This window comes from Stenotrophomonas sp. SI-NJAU-1, from assembly GCF_020883215.1.
Taxonomy (GTDB): Bacteria; Pseudomonadota; Gammaproteobacteria; order Xanthomonadales; family Xanthomonadaceae; genus Stenotrophomonas; species Stenotrophomonas indicatrix.
Map to the genome: position 1 here is coordinate 398,848 of NZ_CP086598.1, position 16,274 is coordinate 415,121.

The window sequence follows — 16,274 nt, forward strand, 5'->3', positions numbered from 1 at the left end:
CGCTACAGGCGCAGATTGGCGCGGGCCTTCAGCAGCTCGCGCATCTCGTACTTGTCAGTATCGTCCAGACCCTGTTGTCGCTGCTTGGCGTTGAGGTCGTCGATCCGCTGGAACAGCAGCTGCTTCTCCAGCTGGCCGACCGCGTCATGCAGTTCCACCGTCCACATCGCTTCATCGCCCGCCAGCGTCTGCGCGGCCAAGGTGTGCAGCGAGGCCTGTTCTTCGCGGCCGTCGAAATGCTCCAGCAGGGCGCCGGTACTGATGTCCGGGCGCTGTTCCACCAGCCCCAGCAGTTCCAGCAGCAGCTCCACGCCGGGCAGGCGCAGGCCCTGGAAGTGGTGCTTGCCGCCCAGGGTCAGGGCCAGCGATGGCTGCTGCAGCAGGACGGCGATCGCGCCACGCACCAAGCTGCGCTTGGCCGCCGGCTGGATCGTGCGCGGCGAGGCGCGTTGCGGCATCTGCGGCCGGCCGGCCTGCGCGTTGCCGCCCAGGCCGGTCAGCTGCGCCAACTGCTGCTTCATCAGGTCGCCGAAGGCACCATCGGGAATCTGCGCCAGCATCGGCTTGGCGCGCTCGGCCAGCCGTGCCTTGCCATCCAGCGTGCCCAGGTTGATCTCGCGGGTCAGCTCGTCGAAGAAGAACTGCGACAGCGGCGTGGCCTGCTTCAGGCGTTCGTCGAAGGCCTCGGCGCCTTCCTTGCGCACGATGCTGTCCGGGTCTTCGCCGTCGGGCAGGAACAGGAAGAAGGCCTGGCGGCCGTCCTTCATGCGTGGCAGCACCGATTCCAGCGCCTTCCAGCCGGCGCGGCGGCCGGCGGCGTCGCCGTCGAAGCAGAAGAATACGTCCGGCGCGTTGCGGAACAGCAGCTCGGCATGGTCCGGCGTGGTCGCCGTGCCCAGCGTCGCCACCGCCTGGGTGACGCCGAACTGGAACAGCGAGACCACGTCCATGTAGCCCTCGACCACGATCAAGCGCTCGATCTTCTGGTTGGCCTGGCGCACCTGCCACAGGCCGTACAGCTCGCGGCCCTTGTGGAACAGCGCGGTCTCGGGCGAGTTGAGGTACTTGGGGCCGTCATCCTTCTCGAACACGCGCCCGCCGAAGGCGATCACCCTGCCACGGCGGTCGAAGATCGGGAACATCACCCGGTCGCGGAACTTGTCGTAGACGTGGCCGCGGTCGTTCTTGGAGAACAGGCCGGCGCGGTCGAGCAGTTTCATCCGCCGCTCGTCCTTGCCCAGTGCATCGCGCAGGCCGCTGTAGCCATCAGGCGCATAGCCGATCTGGAAGCGCGCGCGGTTCTCTTCATCCACGCCACGACCGTCGAGGTAGCTGCGGGCTTTCTCGCTGCCCTCAAGGTTCTTCTGGAAGAACTTGGCTGCCGCGTCCAGCGCGGAATACAGCTCGCGGCTGTCATCCTGCTGCTGGGCACTGCGTGGGTTCTCGCTGCGCGGCACTTCCATGCCGGCACGCTTGGCCAGTTCATCCACCGCGTCGAGGAACTCGAGGCGGTCGTAGTTCATCAGGAAGCTGATGGCCGTGCCGTGCGCGCCGCAGCCGAAGCAGTGATAGAACTGCTTGGTCGGCGAGACGGTGAAGGAGGCCGAGCGTTCGTCATGGAACGGGCAGCGCGCGGCGTACTCCTTGCCCTGGCGCTTCAACGGCACGCGGCTGCCCACCACCTCGACGATGTCGGAGCGGGCCAGCAGGTCGTCGATGAAAGCGTCGGGGATACGGGCCATGGGCAACGAGGCAGGGCGCGGCGGCAGCCACGCGGAAGGGGGAAGTCAGTCCCCCTAGTTTACCCCTTGCCGGCCACGTTCCCGGGCGCGTTCGCCGCAGTGCCAGGGTCGATGCCGGCAGCGAGCAGATGATGGCGTGCGCGCAGGCGTTCATCGATCACCGCGGTCATCAGCGCGCCGACGAAGAAGACCACGGTGGCGTAGTAGATCCAGACCAGCGAGATCACCAGCGCACCCATCGAGCCGTAAGCGCTGCCCGGTGCGACGGTGGCGATGTACACGCCGATGCCATAGCGGCCGAGTGCGAACAGCGCCGAGGTGATGAGGCCGCCGATGAAGGCCTGGCGCCACGCCACGCGCCGGTCCGGCAGGTAGTGATACATGAAGGCGAAGCCGACCGCGTACAGCAGCAGGCTGGTCAGGTAGCCGATGGCCGGCAGGATCGAGGGCAGCTGCGCAAAGGCCACCTGCAGCACGGTGGTGGCGGTCATCGACAGGATCAGCAGGAAGCCCAGCGCCAGCACCACGCCGAAGGAGAACACGCGTTTGCGCAGCCACGCCTTGATGCCCTCCAGGCGTTCGCCGCTGGTGCGGAAGATCAGGTTCAGTGCGTTCTGCAACTGGGCAAACACCGCAGTGGCGCCAACGAACAGCAGCAGCGTGCTCCACAGCCCGGCCAGCGATCCGACGTCGGGCTGGTTGTCGGCATTCTTCAGCACGGTTTCGGCCACGGTCGCGGCACTGCTGCCGGCCACCGAGCTGATCTGGTCGACCAGGGCCTGCTGTGCCGGCGGATACAGCGAGGCGGTCAGCCACAGCAGCAGCACCAGCAGCGGCGCCATCGACAGCAGGGCATAGAAGGAAACCGAGGCGGCCTGGGTCAGCACGTCGATTTCGACGAAGCGCTTGACGACGGCCATCGGGAAACTGTCCTGCAGGCGCTTGATGTACTTGTGCAGGGACGCGGGGCCGCCGTGCGGCGCGCGGTCTTCGGGGGCGTGGGACGTTGGATCAACCATGCCGGAGTTGTAGCAGCACCACGTCGAAGACGCGGTGAAGCAGGTGCGCAGGAGCGCGTCCCGCAGTCCCTTCGCAGTGCGGAAGGGACCCGGGTCAGGCGTCGCTTACGACAGCGCCTGCTTGACCAGCTTGGACACCAGGCCCATGTCGGCCTGGCCGGCCAGCTTGGGCTTCAGCGCGCCCATCAGCTTGCCCATGTCGGCCGCGCTGCTGGCGCCGGTCTCGGCGATGGCCGCCTGGATGGCCGCGACGATCTCGGCTTCGCCCATCTTGGCCGGCAGATAGGCTTCGATCACCACGATTTCGGCGCGCTCGATGGCCGCCAGGTCTTCGCGGTTGGCCGCTTCAAACTGGCTGACCGAGTCCTTGCGCTGCTTGACCATCTTGTCGAGCACCGCGATCACGGCGGTGTCGTCGAGCTCGATGCGCTCGTCGACTTCCTTCTGCTTGATGGCCGCGTTGATCAGGCGGATGACGCCCAGCTTGTGCTTCTCGCCGCCCTTCATGGCGGCCTTCATGTCTTCGGTGAGCTGCTGCTTCATGCTCATGACGAACCTCGTGGTGGTAGTGGGGCAGGGCGGATGCCCGGGCCCGGAAACGCAAAAAGCCGGCGACGCTCGCGCGTGCCGGCTTCGACTCCATTGCGGCAGGGAATGCCCACCGCAATGAAGATGCGTCCGATCAGTACAGGCGCTGACGCTTGGTAACGTCGCGCGACGAGCGGCGCAGCTGACGCTTCACAGCAGCGGCGGCCTTGCGCTTGCGCTCCTGGGTCGGCTTTTCGTAGAACTCGCGCTTGCGGGTTTCGGCCAGCACACCGGCCTTTTCGCAAGTGCGCTTGAAGCGGCGAAGAGCAAACTCAAAGGGTTCGTTCTCGCGGACTTTGACGCTGGGCATGGAATCTCCGGGACACAGTAGAACCGGGTCACGCCCGGCGAGCCGCACATTATAGTGGCGAATAAACAAACTGCAAGCCACAAATCCTGAATAGGGGCAAGTTGTTGGATTGCAGTAAGACCTGCCAGTTCCCCCGAGGGGTTGGCAGGGGCGTCATAATAGCAGGCATGCGAGTCCTTGGCATCGAATCTTCCTGTGATGAGACCGGCGTGGCGGTGTATGACACCGACCTGGCCGGCAGCGCTGCCCTGCGCGCCCATGCGGTCTACAGCCAGATCGCCCTGCACGCCGAGTACGGCGGTGTGGTGCCTGAACTGGCCAGCCGTGACCACGTGCGCAAGCTGCTGCCGTTGATCCGGCAGACGCTGGCCGAGGCCGGGCTTGGCGTGAACGACATCGACGGGGTGGCCTACACCGCCGGCCCCGGCCTGGTCGGGGCGCTGCTGGTGGGCGCCGGCGTGGCCCGGTCGCTGGCCTGGGCGCTGGAGGTCCCCGCCGTGGGCGTGCACCACATGGAAGGTCACCTGTTGGCGCCGCTGATGGAAGACGATCCGCCGCAGGCCCCGTTCGTGGCCCTGCTGGTGTCCGGTGGCCATACCCAGCTGGTGGCCGTCGATGCCATCGGCCAGTACCGGCTGCTGGGCGAAACCCTGGACGACGCCGCAGGCGAAGCCTTCGACAAGACCGCCAAGATGATGGGCCTGCCTTACCCGGGCGGGCCGCAGCTGGCCGCGCTGGCCGAGCAGGGCACGCCGTGCGTCTACCGCTTCACGCGGCCGATGACCGATCGCCCGGGCCTGGATTTCAGCTTCTCCGGCCTGAAGACCCAGGTCCTGATGGCCTGGCGCGACAGCGACCAGAGCGAGCAGACCCGCGCCGACATCGCCCGTGGCTTTGAAGACGCCGTGGTCGAGACCCTGTGCATCAAGTGCGAACGCGCGCTGGAAGCGGCCGGCACCAATGTGATCGTGGTGGCCGGCGGCGTGGGTGCCAACAAGCGCCTGCGCGCCCGCCTGCAGCAGATGGCCGAGCGCCTCGGCGGCCGCGCCTGCTTCCCGCGGCCGGCGTTGTGCACCGACAACGGCGCGATGATCGCCTTCGCCGGCGCGCTGCGCCTGCTGGCGGGCCAGCACAGCCCGCCGAAGGTGGACGTCACCCCACGTTGGGACATGGCCACGCTGCCGGCGGTGTGAAGCCCCGCAAACGGTAGCGCCGGGCCATGCCCGGCGGACGCATCATGGGCGCCCTGCCAACGGCGACGCCGCCAATACCGTCGTCGCCCGTTCATGGCGCTGCAGCCATGCCAGCGTGTGCGGGCACCGGGCGTGGATCAGCCGCCCGATCGCGGCCAGGTCGGCGCCGATGTCGCGCTCAAGGATCGGTTCGTGGTGGGCGATGCGGTTGCGCAGGTGGCGGATGCGTCCGATATCTGCGTGGATGGCTTTCCTGGTGACACTGGGATGGGCCGAAGGCGCATGGCGTAGAACGCCGCTGAGTGCTGGTATCCACAGCGAAGCGTCGAAGCGGCAGGTGAAGAGCTGCTGCCAGAAAACCATCGGCAGGTTGGCGACGATCTCGGGCGTGTCGGTGGTACGGCCGGTGACCAGTTCCAGTGCGGTTCTCGCCGAAGCGGATGAAGATGCCGGCAGCCTGCGTCGGAAGGCATCATTCCACGGCCATCGAGGCCCATGTTGCCGGGCCAGCGCCGATGCGGCTGCGTTGCGGATGACAACTTCGCACAGATGCACCGGCATCATCAGCGCACCGCACATCCGCATGTTCCACAGGTACAGGGATTCGGCGGTGACACCCGGGCTGCAGGCCGATGCAATTCTCTCGTAGGTCGACAGGCGCTCCGCTGACAGAGCGCGCCTCAATGCATCGTATGCAGCCATCGTGATGTGCGGTGGTGAAGGAAGGGTCGATGCTGGCCAGAGACGGCGGCGATCACCATCGGGGAACGCCGTTGCCTGCGTGACCGATTTCCTGTGTTTCGGCTCGGACGAATTCCGTGAGTTGCTTTGTCGCAATTGGCCTTGACCGGCGATTGGGTCCTTGCCTAACCTCAGTGCCTGCGCCACCGGGACACGCGGCTTGAGAAAGCTCCCCCCGGGGACAAAACGGTAGTACCAAAGGGCCCCGCTAGCAGGGCCCTTTGTCTTTTCCAGACCTTGCGAATGCCCGGCGGCCCGCCTCCGTTCCGGGCAGGCTCACTGCCGTCCCGTTACCATGGCCGCCTGTTTTCCGGCTGGTAACCGCAATGGACAAGGTTTTCATCGAAGGGCTGACGATCGACGCCCTGATCGGCATCTACGATTGGGAGCGGCGGATCCGCCAGGACCTGGTGTTCGATCTGGAGATGGGGTTCGACAACCGTCGCCCGGCCGCCAGCGATGACATTGCCCATACCCTGAACTACAAGGCAGTCAGCAAGCGCCTGGAGCAGTTCGTGCGCGAATCGGAATTCGGCCTGGTGGAGACCCTGGCCGAGCGCTGCGCGCAGATCGTGCTGGACGAGTTCGACGTGAAGTGGCTGCGCCTGAAGCTGAGCAAGCCCGGGGCGGTGCGCGGTGCACGTGCGGTCGGCGTGATCATCGAACGCTCGCGGGACTGACACGCCGGTAGTGCTGGCCGTCGGCTGGCAACCCCCGGTAATGCCGGCCGCTGGCCGGCAACCTCAACAGCAATGAAGAAGGAGACAACCGATGGTGGACGCAGTGGTGGCGGTACAGTGGCTGGAAAAGCTGCAGAACACACTGGAACCCTATCCTGGCGCCTACCTGGCGTTGATGATCTCGGCGCTGCTGGTTGCCGCCGGCCTGGCCAACTGGGTGACCAAGCGCATCCTGCTGCGCGGCCTGCGTCGCCTGCTCAACCGCCTGCCCGGCGCCGATACCGGCCGCGGCAGCCATCTGATGCGGGTCATTTCGCGGCTGTCCAACGTGGTGCCCAGCCAGGTGATCGCCTCGGGCATCCGTATCGTGCCGGACCTGCCGCCGGGCCTGGTCGGCTTCATCATCGGTGCCTGCCAGGCGTGGGCGATCCTGACCGTGGTGCTGGCGCTGTCGCATGCGCTGGATGCGGCCAACGACCTGTACGAACGTCGCCCCGAGGCGCGCAACAAGCCGATCAAGGGGTACCTGCAGGTCGCCAAGATCATCATCTTCGTGATCGCCGGGCTGTCGATCGTTGCCACCCTCGCCGGTGTCGACCTGCGCTACCTGGTCACCGGCCTGGGCGCGGCCACCGCAGTACTGATGCTGATCTTCCAGGACACCATCCTGTCGCTGGTGGCCAGCGTGCAGATCAGCGGCGACGGCCGCGTGCGCATCGGCGACTGGATCGAGATGCCCAGCCAGAATGCCGACGGCGACGTGATCGACATCGCCCTGCACACCATCACCGTGCAGAACTTCGACAAGACCATCACCACCATCCCGACCAAGAAGCTGGTGACCGAGTCGTTCAAGAACTGGCGCGGCATGCAGGAGGCCGGTGGCCGCCGGATCAAGCGCGCGCTGTTCCTGGACCAGCACAGCGTGCGTTTCATGGAGGAGGAAGACCTGGCCTTCCTCGGCCAGTTCGCCCTGCTGGGCGACTACCTGCGCGGCAAGCAGCAGGAGCTGGGCCAGTGGAACGGGCGCCTGCGCGAGCAGGGCGTGGCCGAGGTCAACAGCCGCCGGGTGACCAACCTGGGCACCTTCCGTGCCTACGTGGAGCGTTATCTGGCCAGCCACCCGGGCATCCATACCGACATGACGCTGCTGGTGCGCCAGCTGCAGCCGACCACCGAAGGCCTGCCGCTGGAGCTGTACTGCTTCACCCGCAGCACCGCCTGGGGCGAATACGAGGCGGTGCAGTCGGATATCTTCGACCATCTGCTGGCGATCCTGCCGGCCTTTGGCCTGCGGGTGTTCCAGGCGTCCAGCGACGCGATGTTGATGGCCGGGCAGCGCCAGTTGGCCGGCTCGGAGTAAGCTGCGATGCCCCCGGCCGGACCGTACGGATCCGGCTGGTGGCTGAAACTGAATGACGAAACCTCTCGCCAAATCGTCCGGGATCGCTAGAATGCCGGGCTTGTAAACGTTTTCATCAAGGACTGCCGGTGGCCTCCGATCGCATCGAATCCCTCATTGCCCAGATGACCGTCGAGGAAAAAGTCGGCCAGCTGGGTGTCTTCGCGGACATGGTCCGCCCGTTCGCCCCGGACGTGAACCCGGAAGCCAACGTGCGCAATGCCGACCAGGTGCTGCAGCAGGTGCGCGAGGGCAAGGTCGGCTCGCTGTTCAACGGTGTCGGCGCCGAGCTCGGCCGCCGCATCCAGCAGGTCGCCACCGAGGAGAGCCGCCTGGGCATCCCGGTGATCCTGGCGGCCGACGTCATCCACGGCATGCGCACGGTGTTCCCGATTCCGCTGGGCGAGGCCGCCAGCTTCGAGCCGGACCTGGCCGAGCGCACCGCGCGCGCCACTGCGGTTGAAGCCACCGCTGCCGGCCTGCACTGGACCTACGCACCGGCAGTGGACATCGCCCGTGACCAGCGCTGGGGACGCGGTGCCGAAGGTGCCGGTGAGGACGTGGTACTGGGCTGTGCCTTCGCCGCTGCCCGCGTGCGTGGCTTCCAAGGCAGCGACCTGCGGGCCGCCGACTCGCTGCTGGCCACGCCCAAGCACTTTGCCGCCTATGGCGCGGTGATGGCCGGCATGGAATACAACATGGTGGACATCTCGCCGCAGACCCTGCGCGATGTGCACCTGCCGCCGTTCAAGGCGGCTTTCGACGCTGGCGCGATCACCGTGATGTCCTCGTTCAACGACATCAACGGCGTGCCGGCCAGCGCCAACGCCGAGCTGCTGACCGACATCCTGCGCGGTGAATGGAAGTTCCCGGGCGTGGTGATCTCCGACTACACCGCCGACATGGAACTGGTCGCGCACGGTTATGCCGCCGACGACCGCGATGCCACCGCCAAGGCGTTCACCGCCGGCCTGGACCTGAGCATGCAGAGCGGCTTCTACGCCGAGCACCTGCCGGGCCTGGTGGAGAGCGGCGAGGTGCCGATGAGCGTGCTGGATGAAGGCGTGCGCCGCATCCTGTGGCTGAAGGAAGCCATCGGCCTGTTCGACGACCCGTACCGTTCGCTGGACCCGGCGCGCGAAGCCGATACCTCCCATATCGACGCCCATGACGAACTGTCGCGCGATGCCGCGCGCCGTTCGATCGTGCTGCTGAACAACCGCGACAACGTGCTGCCGCTGCAGAAGAACGGGCAGAAGATCGCGCTGATCGGCCCGTTCGTGCAGGATCGCGACAACATCGAAGGCTGCTGGACGCTGTTCGGCGACAAGCAGCGCTACGTGGATCTGGAAACCGGCGTGCGCGCGGCCATCGGCGATGACGCGCTGCTGGAAGTGGTGCCGGGTTGCGAACTGGAAGCCGCCATTGCCGGTGGCACCGAGGCGGCCGTGGCCGCTGCGCTGCGCGCCGACGTGGTGGTGCTGGCGCTGGGCGAGCCGCAGCGTTACAGCGGCGAGGCGCAGTCGCGCGTGGAGATCACCCTGCCGCCGGCACAGCAGGCGCTCGCCGAAGCGGTGGCGATGACCGGCAAGCCGCTGGTGGTGCTGCTGCGCAATGGTCGCGCGCTGGCCCTGCAGGGCGCGGTGCGCAATGCGCATGCCGTGGCCATCACCTGGTACCTGGGCACGCAGACCGGCCATGCCGTGGCCGATGTGCTGTTCGGCGATTACAGCCCGTCCGGCCGCCTGCCGGTCAGCTTCCCGCAGGTGTCCGGCCAGCAGCCGTACTTCTACAACCACCCGCGCACCGGTCGCCCGGAACTGCCGACGATGTCGGAATTCAAGGCACGCTGGCGCGAGATTCCGAACGAGCCGTTGTACCCGTTCGGCCATGGCATCGGCTACACCACCTTCGCCTACGGCGTGCCGCAGCTGAGCAGTGCGCGCGTCGGCTGGGACGACACCCTGACCGTGACCACCACGCTGACCAATACCGGCAGCGTGGCTGGCGAGGAAGTGGTGCAGCTGTACATCCACGACCGCGTGGCCAGCCGCGTGCGGCCGGTACGCGAGCTGAAGGACTTCCGCAAGGTGGCCCTGCAGCCGGGCGAGTCGGCCGAGGTGGTGTTCACCCTGACCCGTGAACAGCTGGCATTCACCGGCCGCGACGGCGTGCTGCGTGCCGAGCCGGGCCTGTTCGACGTGTGGGTGTGCGCCTCGTCGATGGCCGGTGACGCGGTGCAGTTCGAACTGCTGAAGGCCTGATCGGTAGAGCATCCACGCATGGCGTGGATCTACTGGCAATGAGGAGCGCCGGGCCATGGCCGGTGTCCTCACCCATGGCGAACACGCCGGGCACGGCCCGGCGCTACCATCGGAGCCTGATCCGATGGAGACCGCGCATGCGTACGATGGCCTACCTTGTTCCTGTCCTGTTGCTGGCAGCGTGCTCGCAGCCGGCACCGCCGCCCGAACCTGCCGCCGATGCGCCTCCGCCGATGACGGGCGCGACGCCGGCCGAGGCGGCCGCCAGCACCACGCCCGATGCCGTCGCCGCGCCACAGGCTGCGGCGGAGCACGCCAAGGATGCGGCTGCGACGCCGGCCGATGCTGCCAACCCCGCAGCACCTGCGGCAGACGACGCCCGCGCGCGCATCGAGACGCTGCTCGGCGATGCGGCGCAGTATGAAAAAGTATTCACTGCCTTCAAGACCGCAGTGGTCGGTGGCGATCGCGCGGCGGTGGTTGAAGAAGTGCGTTTCCCGCTGAACATCAGCGATGGCAGGAAGATCACCGGGCCCGGTGAATTCCAGCGCAACTACGAAAAGATCATCACCCCGGCGGTGGTCAAGGCGGTGTCCGCGCAGGACTTCGGCACGGTGTTCGTCAACCAGCAGGGCGTGATGATCGGCGATGGCCAGGTCTGGCTGACCGGCCAGTGCCTGGACAAGGCCTGCACGCGCACCGAGGTGAAGGTCGGCACCATCCAGTAACGAAAACGGCCCCGTATGCAGGGCCGTTCCAGATCGGTGGTGCCGGCCGCTGGCCGGCAACCAGGGCTCCTGCAGGTGCCGGCCAGCAGCCGGCACCACCCGGCCATCAGGCCTTCGGCGTGAGCTTCAGCAGCCGTGCCTTGCTGCCGTCTTCCAGCAGCCACAGCGCGCCGTCCGGGCCCTGTTCCACTTCGCGGATGCGCTCGCCCATGTTGAAGCGTTCGGCCTCGCGCGCGCTGTCGCCGTCGAAGGCAACCCGCACCAGCGAGGTGGACGACAGCCCACCGATGAAGGCGCTGCCCTTCCACTGCGGGAACAGGCTGCCGCTGTAGAACATCAGGCCGGCCGGGGAAATGACCGGGTTCCAGGTCACCTTCGGTGCGGCGAACTCCGGGCGGGTGTCATGGTCGGGAATCGGACGGCCGTCGTAGTGGTCGCCGTTGGACACGATCGGGTAGCCGTAGTTGGCACCGCGCACGATCAGGTTCAGCTCATCGCCGCCGGCCGGGCCCATCTCCTGCGCCCACAGCTTGCCGTTGGCATCGAAGGCGATGCCCAGCACGTTGCGGTGGCCGAGCGACCACACCTGCGCGGCCACACCGCCCTGCGAGGCGAACGGGTTGTCGACCGGCAGGCTGCCATCGTCGTTGAGGCGGATGATCTTGCCCAGGTTGCCGCTCATGTCCTGCGCAGGATCGAACTTCTGCCGTTCGCTGGAACTGATCCACAGCTTGCCGTCCGGGCCGAAGGCCAGGCGGTGGCCGTAGTGGCCTTCGCCACTGACCTTCGGCGTCTGCCGCCAGATCACCTTCAGGTCCTTCAGCTGGCCGCCACCGTTGGCATCGAGGGCAAGCGTGGCACGGGCCACGGCCGCGCCGCGCGTGTCCAGCGTGCCTTCCTCGACGTAGCTGACGTACACCACACGGTTGCGGGCGAAATCCGGATGCAGGATGACGTCACCGAACCCACCCTGGCCGCCGTAGGCGACCTTCGGCACACCGGTGATCTCATGCTTCTGGCCGTTGGCCAGGTCAAGGTGCTGCAGCTTGCCGCGCTTTTCGGTGACCAGCAGGCTGCCATCGGGCAGGAAGGTCATCGCCCACGGCTGGTCGAACCGGCTGACCTCGGTGGCGGTGAAGGGGCGTTGGTCTGCGCTGGCCGCGGCGGTGGCCGGGGCCTTCTGGCCAGACGCATCAGGGCCGGCCGCGTTGCAGGCGGTGGTGGCGAGGATCGGCAGCAGGCCGAGGGCGAGCAGCAGGGGCGTGCGGGTCATGGGTATCTCCAGCGGAAGGGGATGCGGATGGCCAGGCTCTCCCTTGTATACCACCGAGGCGGTGACGGTCGTGGCCCGAAGGTCCTGCTCCCCCCTGTGCGGCATGGCGCGGATCGTCTAGGGTGTTGTCGCCCGGGCAAAGCATTGCCCGCCTGTCTGCCAAGGACCTGCAATGAACGCACCCCTCATCCATCGACCCTCGCCCGCCTTCATCGCCGCTTCGTGGGTGGCCCTGCTGCTGGGCGCGGTGGCCTACCTGGTCGGCCTGTTCAATGCCGAGATGCCGCTGAACGAGAAGGGCTATTACCTGACCCTGCTGCTGTTCGGCCTGTTTGCGGCAGTATCGCTGCAGAAGAGCGTGCGCGACCGCGTCGAGGCCATTCCGGTGAGCGGCCTGTACTACGCACTGTGCTGGTTCGCACTGCTGTCGGCGCTGTTGCTGCTGCTGGTCGGCCTGTGGAACGCCACCCTGGTGCTGAGCGAAAAGGGCTTCTACGGCATGGCATTCGCGCTGTCGCTGTTTGGCGCGGTGGCGGTGCAGAAGAACACCCGCGACCTGATTGCCGCCAACGCGGCCGAGCCCAAGCGCGCTTCGTCGATTCCGCCGCTGCCGGAACAGGAATGACCCGCTGAGGTAGCGCCGAGCGCCTGCCCGGCCCAGGCCTGCACAGCAGAAGGCGCCGAGCAGGGGCTCGGCGCTGCTGTGGCTGCATCAGTCAACAGCTGGAGGGGTCAACCGTGGCGCGCCAGCCGCGGATCGGCCACATGGGCTTCATCCCAACCGCGGCGGACAGCGGCGCGGGCCTGATCCCATTCCAGGCGGCTCTTGCCGCGCTCGGTCGCCCAGCGGGACTGCAACTCCGCTTCGACCTGTTCGTAGGCGCGGATCACCTGATCGGCGCGGGTTTCGTTGAAGCGTGCTGCGTGGCCGATCTGATAGGCCGGCTCGTAGTCATCGAACATCAGGCTGGCGTCGTAATATGGTTCGGCGCTGTAGCGGTCGCGCCAGTAGTCGGAAATTGCCTCGCGCGGGGTGCTGTCTTCCGGTACGCGGCCGGGGATCTGGTAATCGGGGCTCATGGGCAGGAGGCTCCGCAGTGGACGAAGCCTGATCGTGCCCATCGGCCGGTTAACGCGCCGGACCGGCAGCGTGATCGGCAGGTCAATCAGCAACGGCATCCTTGCGCGGCAGCTTGTAGATCACCGCGCCAACGGCGAAGGCGACCAGCGCCGCGACGATGTTCTGCCAGCTGGCACTGGCAAACAGGGCCACGCACAGCAGCAGGGCCAGCACCGGAATCAACGGGCCGCCGGGCAGCTTCAGCGCGCCGGGACGGTCGGCATAGCGCTTGGCCAGTACCAGCACTGCGGCGGCCGTGCCGATGTAGGCGAACAGGCGTGTGGTCATCGACAGCAGTGCCAGCTGCACGAACGACCCGGACAGCGCCAGGCCGAGGGCGATCAGGCCCTGGCAGAAAATCGCCGCGGCCGGGGTGCGGAAGCGCGGGTGCACCTGCGCCAGCACCTTCGGGCCGTAGCCATCGCGGGCCAGGGCGAACAGGAAGCGCGGGCCCATCATCATCGTGTTGCTGTTGGTGCCGAGGATGGAGATGGTCGCGCCCACGGTGAGGATCAGCGCCAGCGCCTCGCCGCCGAAGCTGGAGGCCGCATCGGCCAGTGGCGTGGCCGAGTTGGCCAGGCCGGGCAGCGTGCCCTGCGCTACGATCTGTACCGCCGCGTAGATCACGGTGACGGTGACGATCATGGTGATCAGCGCGAACGGGATGTCGCGGCGTGGGTTGCGGTATTCACCGGCCGCGGCCGGAATGTTCTCGAAACCGGCGTAGGCATACAGCAACAGCAGCGCCGCCTCGCCCATGCGCTGCAGGTCGTGCGGGTCCGGGCGCTGGCCGGAGAAGGCCAGCTGTGGGTCGATGTAGAACGCGCCGATGGCCACGAACAACAGCAGCGGCAGCATCTTGCCGATCACCAGCACGATGCCGGTGCGGGCGGCCGAACGCACGCCGATGATGTTCACCCCGGTGAGGAAACCGAGCGAGACAACGATGATCGCGATACGGCCCATGCCTGCGCCTGCCCACGGCCAGAACCGCGCCACGGCGTCGGCCAGCGCATTGCTGAGCGCTGCGGCCGAGCTGATGCGGGTCAGCCAGATCATCCAGCCGATCTCGAAGCCGGCGAAGCGGCCAAAGGCTTCGCGCGCGTACAGGTAGCTGCCACCGGGTTCATCGAAATAGCTGGCCGCCTGCGCGTAGCACAGCACCAGCAGGGCGACGACGATGCCGGCGGCGACCACGCCCCACAGGCTGAAGGGACCGAGCAGGGCGACCGTGGCCGCCGGCAGCAGGTAGATGCCGCTGCCGACCACATCGTTGATGGACAGGCCGACGATCTGCCAGCGGCTGACCGCGCGCTGCAGTTGCGGTTCGTCGGCGGCGCTCAACGTACGGCTCCTTCAAGCGCGGGCAGTTTCCACTGCGCCTGCAGGCGCCGGTATTCGGCCCTTGGCAACAGGACGAAGCGTGGCGTGTCCTGCGGGCGCAGCCAGTCCAGCAACGCCTGCATGCGCACCTCTGGCATCGCAGTGCAGCCAGCGGTGGCCTCGCCGGGCTGGCGCCACAGATGGGCGAAGATGCAGCTGCCCTTGCCGGGTTGGTTGTCCGGGTTGTGCGCGATCACGAAGCCTTCGCGGTAACGCACGTCGCCCTGGTTGTGCAGGTCCAGCCGCATCGGTTCGGTGGAACCGGCGATGGCGGCGCTGCCCACCTTCTTCGCATCGACGATGCGGTTGTAGAACGGCGATGCTGGCACGTCCATGCAGTAGCTGCTCTCGAGCATCGGCTGATAGGTCATCGCCGTGCCGGGCCGGGTGATGGCGTAGCCGAACGCGCTGCCCAGCGCGAACACACCGGCCGGACTGCGGCCATCGCCTTCCTGCTTCTGCGGACCGTCGGTCTGGGCAGGATGCAGGCCCAGGCCCCAGGCACTGCCGGTGCGGCCCAGCGCCACCGGGAAGGCCTGGCCGTGCCTGCGCCAGTGCTTGCCGTCGCGCACGAAGGCCTGCAGCTGGCCCTGCGTGCTGTCCCAGGTCTCGCTGGTGACCACGATCAGTTGGCGAGCGTTGTCCAGCGGGGCAGCGTGGAGAGCCGCTGCAGCAACGAGCAGCAGCGCGGCAGATGCAAGGCGGGCCAGCAGCAGGTTCATCGGGCGCTCCGGTCAGGAATCCAGCAGGTGGTCGATCCGTTCCAGGTTCACCGCCAGCTGCTGCTGGCGATCCGGATTGGCGTGGCAGAGCAGCACGAACAGGAAATCGAGCAGGGCATGCATGGCGCTACGGTACAGCAGCTGCGCCACCTGCGGTGCGCGGTCGTGCGCACACACCACCAGTGCCGCATCGGCATGCGCACGCAGCGGATTGGCGGTGTGGCGGGTGATCGACACCACCTTGCCGCCCATGTCCTGGAACTGGCGCGACAGCTGCGAAAGCTGCGGCAACTTGCCGAACTCGGAGAACATCAGCAGCACATCGCCCGGGCGCGCGGCGGACAGGTTGGCCAGCATCAGGATCGGATCGGTATGCGGCACCACCAGCAGGCCGAGCAGCGACAGCCGCATGGCGAATTCGCGCGCGTACAGGCCGTCGTCACCCAGGCCGTACACAAACAGCTTGGGCGCGCCGTCGAGCAGCTGCACGATGCGCTCGATCTCCTCGCGTGGGTTGGCCTGGCGGGTTTCTTCCTCGGCCTGGGCCTTGCTGCGGCGCAGGGCGTCGCCCAGGCGCAGGTAGTCATCGCTGATGTCCGGTTCGGCGGGCGCCTGCTGTGGGTCGGCACCGGCACGGGCCACGTCCTCGCCGATGGAATATTTCAGGTCCGGGTAGCCCTTGAAGCCGAGCTTCTGGCTGAACTTGACCACGCTGGACTGGCTGATGCCCAGCGCGCTGGCCAGCTGCTGCGAGGAGTAGTCGCGCAGCAGGTGCGCGTTGTCGAGGATGAAGTCGGCGATGCGGCGTTCGATGGCCGACATCTGCCCGCGCTCGGTGCGGATTTTCAGCAGGGGCGGCATGCGGGGCGTCCGGGTGTCTGCAACGGCGTTGCGGTTGGCAGCGTAGAGCGTGTCATGGGATGGGTCGGGCGGGTGGGGTTTGCAGGGGACGCCGTGAATCCGTCCATGGAGGCTTGGCCGCGCTTGCTCGTTTGCGCTGTCCTGCGCAAACGGCAAGACCGGGGTTGGGCGTCCTGCCCAACCCGCCCGAGGCATGCCTCGGGCCCATGGCGCGGACACCCCTGCAAACCCCACCCGCCCGACCTCGG

The 16,274-nt window shown here is 67.3% G+C and carries 16 protein-coding genes; 6 read left to right on the forward strand and 10 right to left on the reverse strand.

Annotated elements, in window-relative coordinates; all coding sequences use genetic code 11:
- Positions 1 to 2: 2 nt before the first annotated feature.
- The 4 genes from dnaG to rpsU form a co-directional block, all read right to left on the reverse strand.
- Positions 3 to 1,742, reverse strand: coding sequence for a DNA primase (gene dnaG, locus LMF57_RS01820; RefSeq protein WP_117309350.1), 1,740 nt, complete (start codon positions 1,740 to 1,742; stop codon positions 3 to 5).
- Positions 1,743 to 1,801: 59 nt separating this feature from the next.
- Complete coding sequence (locus tag LMF57_RS01825) at positions 1,802 to 2,761, reverse strand: YihY/virulence factor BrkB family protein (protein WP_051501539.1); 960 nt, start codon at positions 2,759 to 2,761, stop codon at positions 1,802 to 1,804.
- 105 nt (positions 2,762 to 2,866) lie between these two features.
- Positions 2,867 to 3,310 carry a GatB/YqeY domain-containing protein gene (locus tag LMF57_RS01830; RefSeq protein WP_032975623.1) on the reverse strand — a complete coding sequence of 148 codons (444 nt, stop codon included), beginning with the start codon at positions 3,308 to 3,310 and terminating at the stop codon, positions 2,867 to 2,869.
- 133 nt (positions 3,311 to 3,443) lie between these two features.
- Positions 3,444 to 3,659, reverse strand: coding sequence for a 30S ribosomal protein S21 (gene rpsU / locus LMF57_RS01835; RefSeq protein WP_002808376.1), 216 nt, complete (start codon positions 3,657 to 3,659; stop codon positions 3,444 to 3,446).
- A gap of 167 nt (positions 3,660 to 3,826) precedes the next feature.
- Here rpsU and tsaD point away from each other — a divergent pair, with 167 nt between their 5' ends.
- Positions 3,827 to 4,852: a tRNA (adenosine(37)-N6)-threonylcarbamoyltransferase complex transferase subunit TsaD gene (gene tsaD, locus LMF57_RS01840; protein ID WP_229290606.1), complete on the forward strand. Its 1,026-nt coding sequence runs from the start codon at positions 3,827 to 3,829 to the stop codon at positions 4,850 to 4,852.
- A gap of 42 nt (positions 4,853 to 4,894) precedes the next feature.
- Here the strand turns inward: tsaD and LMF57_RS01845 are convergent, their stop codons facing one another.
- The gene (locus LMF57_RS01845; protein ID WP_032952052.1) at positions 4,895 to 5,554 is read right to left on the reverse strand and encodes a hypothetical protein; all 660 of its coding nucleotides are present in this window, start codon (positions 5,552 to 5,554) and stop codon (positions 4,895 to 4,897) included.
- Between the two features lie 365 nt (positions 5,555 to 5,919).
- Here LMF57_RS01845 and folB point away from each other — a divergent pair, with 365 nt between their 5' ends.
- From folB to LMF57_RS01865, 4 genes are all read left to right on the forward strand, one after another.
- Positions 5,920 to 6,273: a dihydroneopterin aldolase gene (gene folB / locus LMF57_RS01850; RefSeq protein WP_025878255.1), complete on the forward strand. Its 354-nt coding sequence runs from the start codon at positions 5,920 to 5,922 to the stop codon at positions 6,271 to 6,273.
- Between the two features lie 91 nt (positions 6,274 to 6,364).
- Positions 6,365 to 7,636 (forward strand): mechanosensitive ion channel domain-containing protein, encoded by a 1,272-nt coding sequence (locus LMF57_RS01855; protein ID WP_229290608.1) that lies wholly within the window; start codon positions 6,365 to 6,367, stop codon positions 7,634 to 7,636.
- Positions 7,637 to 7,764: 128 nt separating this feature from the next.
- The gene (locus LMF57_RS01860) at positions 7,765 to 9,939 is read left to right on the forward strand and encodes a glycoside hydrolase family 3 N-terminal domain-containing protein (protein WP_059065753.1); all 2,175 of its coding nucleotides are present in this window, start codon (positions 7,765 to 7,767) and stop codon (positions 9,937 to 9,939) included.
- A 137-nt stretch (positions 9,940 to 10,076) separates the two neighbouring features.
- Positions 10,077 to 10,667, forward strand: a complete 591-nt coding sequence (locus tag LMF57_RS01865) for a hypothetical protein (protein ID WP_117309353.1) — start codon at positions 10,077 to 10,079, stop codon at positions 10,665 to 10,667.
- Between the two features lie 106 nt (positions 10,668 to 10,773).
- Here the strand turns inward: LMF57_RS01865 and LMF57_RS01870 are convergent, their stop codons facing one another.
- Complete coding sequence (locus tag LMF57_RS01870) at positions 10,774 to 11,940, reverse strand: PQQ-dependent sugar dehydrogenase (protein ID WP_229290609.1); 1,167 nt, start codon at positions 11,938 to 11,940, stop codon at positions 10,774 to 10,776.
- Between the two features lie 172 nt (positions 11,941 to 12,112).
- Between LMF57_RS01870 and yiaA the strand changes: the two genes are divergently transcribed.
- The gene (gene yiaA / locus LMF57_RS01875; protein ID WP_025878247.1) at positions 12,113 to 12,565 is read left to right on the forward strand and encodes an inner membrane protein YiaA; all 453 of its coding nucleotides are present in this window, start codon (positions 12,113 to 12,115) and stop codon (positions 12,563 to 12,565) included.
- Positions 12,566 to 12,672: 107 nt separating this feature from the next.
- Here the strand turns inward: yiaA and LMF57_RS01880 are convergent, their stop codons facing one another.
- The 4 genes from LMF57_RS01880 to LMF57_RS01895 all read right to left on the reverse strand — a co-directional run bounded on the left by LMF57_RS01880 (position 12,673) and on the right by LMF57_RS01895 (position 16,026).
- Positions 12,673 to 13,020, reverse strand: a complete 348-nt coding sequence (locus LMF57_RS01880; RefSeq protein ID WP_229290611.1) for a hypothetical protein — start codon at positions 13,018 to 13,020, stop codon at positions 12,673 to 12,675.
- An 82-nt stretch (positions 13,021 to 13,102) separates the two neighbouring features.
- Entirely contained in the window at positions 13,103 to 14,404 is a 1,302-nt protein-coding gene (locus LMF57_RS01885) for an amino acid permease (protein WP_229290612.1), read from the reverse strand.
- Positions 14,401 to 15,165: a L,D-transpeptidase family protein gene (locus LMF57_RS01890; protein WP_208082197.1), complete on the reverse strand. Its 765-nt coding sequence runs from the start codon at positions 15,163 to 15,165 to the stop codon at positions 14,401 to 14,403. The genes LMF57_RS01885 and LMF57_RS01890 overlap by 4 nt, the downstream gene beginning before the upstream one ends.
- Before the next feature lie 12 nt (positions 15,166 to 15,177).
- On the reverse strand, positions 15,178 to 16,026 hold the full coding sequence (locus LMF57_RS01895; protein ID WP_025878243.1) for a MurR/RpiR family transcriptional regulator: 849 nt from the start codon (positions 16,024 to 16,026) through the stop codon (positions 15,178 to 15,180).
- Positions 16,027 to 16,274: the final 248 nt, after the last annotated feature.